We start from the raw sequence: 2,118 nt of genomic DNA on the forward strand, positions 1-2,118 counted from the left end.
CCGCCCGCCCCACCCCCGCCCCGCCCCCCCCCCCCCGCGGCCGGGGGGGGGCGGGGGGGGGGGGCCCCCGGGGGGGGCGGGCCCCCCCCCCGGCGTGACGGCGCCGCTCAGAAGCCGTCCGGGTTCCAGGGTTGCAGCGGCGTGCGCAGCAGCAGGTCGGCGGCGACCGCCGCGCCGGGGCGCAGTTCGGTGAGCAGGCCGGCCGCGAGCAGCCGGGGCGCCGTCTCGCCGCCCAGGTAGAGCGAAGCCAGCTCGGAGGCGTCCAGGGCGAGGTCGGCGTCGTCCGTGGTCCGGGTGCAGCGGCCGGTGCCGTCCGCGGCGACCTCGATCGCCCAGCGGCCGGAGGCGTAGCCGAGCCGGTCCTCGACCTCCAGGACCACCCGGCCGGGCGCGCCGTACGTCCGGGCGTCGAACGCGGCCGCCACGTCCAGCACCCGCAGCCAGGTGAAGTCGGCGTTGTCCACGTACGGGGTGGCGGCGCGCGGCTCCTGGAGCAGCAGCGGCAGCGGGTCGTCCGGGCCGATGTTCTCCGCGACGACCTTGCGCACCCAGTCGACGGAGAGGACGAAGCGCCACAGCTCGGCGGCGGTCGCCCGGTCGAGGGCGAGGAAGTCGGCCACGGTCAGGGTGCAGTTCGGGTAGCTGCCGTCCCAGGCGTCGTCGACCCGGTAGGCCACCAGGCCGGTGACCGTGCCGTCGGCGTCCCGGTGGACGGCCACGAACGGCTCCTTGAACTCGTGGCCCGGCAACTGGAGTTCGCCGGTGTTCCGCTTCCACCACAGCTCGTCGCGGGCGATCGCGCCCGGCTGGGTGCGCCGCCAGCGCTCGTGCAGGTCGGGGCCCAGCTCGCGGGCCTGCTCCATGGTCACGAAGTCGATCCGCCCGCCGGGCACGGTGGGCAGGCCGTCGCGCAGGCCGCGGGTGCGGTGCAGGTCGATGTTCCAGCCGTGGCCGCGGGTGGCCGGGCCGAAGCCGTAGCGGCCGTAGATGTTGTACTCGGCGGCGATCAGGATGGCGACCGCCGAACCCCGCTCGGCGGCGGCCGCGAGGTCGCGGCGCATCAACGTGCCGAGCAGGCCGCGGCGGCGGTGGGTGGCGCTGACCGCCACGGCGGTGACGGCGTCGGCCCGGACGGTGGCCCCGCCCGGGACGGTCAGTTCGACGTCGAAGCTGCGGAAGGTGGCGATGCAGCGGTCGCCGTCGAAGCCGGCCAGCATCCGGCCCGGCTCCCACTGCAGGCGGCGGAAGTCGGCCGTGCTCTCCGCGTGCGAGCGCAGGAAGCCCAGAGCGAGTGCCCGGTCCCACGCGGCCACCTCGCTCTCGGCGATCGCGCGGGTCTGGAGGCCGTTCACGATGTCGACGGCCCCGTCATCGGTTGTGTTGCCCATCGGGCCACCGTACGGGCGTCGCTTTCGGGCGGCATCCCATTTATTCCGTGCCCGATGCGCGGTGCTCCCCCGGCACCACCACCCAGTGGTTGCAGTGCAGGACGCGGTTGGCGAAGTCGACGTCCAGCTCGCCGAGCAGCCGGAAGCCGAGCGCCCGGCAGATCCCGTTGGACGGGCCGTTGGCCGTCGCCGGGAAGGCGTGCACCGGGCCCCACCGGCCGTCCCGGGCGGCCGCGTCCAGCAGTTCCCGGACGGCCGCCTTGGCGAGGCCGCGCCCCTGGAACTCGGGCAGCACCATCCAGCCGATCTCGGCCACGGCGGCGCCGTCCTCCTCGTGCGACCAGAGCGTGACGGAGCCGGCCACCACCTCCGGCCCGGCGCCGTCCGGGACGATCACCTTGATCCACGAACGGTCCTCGGCGACCTCCACGACGTCCTTGCGCAGCCGCTCCCGCACCCGCTCCTCCGGCAGCGGCCCGCCCAGCTCGGCCATCATCACCGCGTCGCACCGCATCCGGACGTACGCCCCGACGTCCCCCGCCTCGACGTCCCGCAGCCTCATCGCGTCTCCTCCCGAGTGATCGACGCGGCCACGCTAGCGCCTGCCGCCGACAGCCCCGGCGCGAGCCGGGGCGCTAGAAGGCTGATGAAGATCTTGGGTTGATCCGGGCCGTGCTGTCAGGTGGTGGCCTGGATTTGCCAGGTCGTGCCGTTGTGGGCGAGTCCGAGG

At 75.2% G+C, this 2,118-nt stretch carries 2 protein-coding genes; both read right to left on the bottom strand.

What is annotated here, in order from left to right; all coding sequences use genetic code 11:
• Positions 1–107 precede the first annotated feature (107 nt).
• A complete protein-coding gene (locus tag ACFV6D_RS23580; RefSeq protein ID WP_380431079.1) occupies positions 108–1,388 on the bottom strand; it encodes a GNAT family N-acetyltransferase in 1,281 nt (426 codons plus the stop codon).
• Positions 1,389–1,428: 40 nt separating this feature from the next.
• A complete protein-coding gene (locus ACFV6D_RS23585; RefSeq protein WP_380378067.1) occupies positions 1,429–1,950 on the bottom strand; it encodes a GNAT family N-acetyltransferase in 522 nt (173 codons plus the stop codon).
• Positions 1,951–2,118 lie beyond the last annotated feature (168 nt).

It is taken from the genome of Kitasatospora sp. NPDC059812, from assembly GCF_042732075.1.
Taxonomy (GTDB): domain Bacteria; phylum Actinomycetota; class Actinomycetes; order Streptomycetales; family Streptomycetaceae; genus Kitasatospora.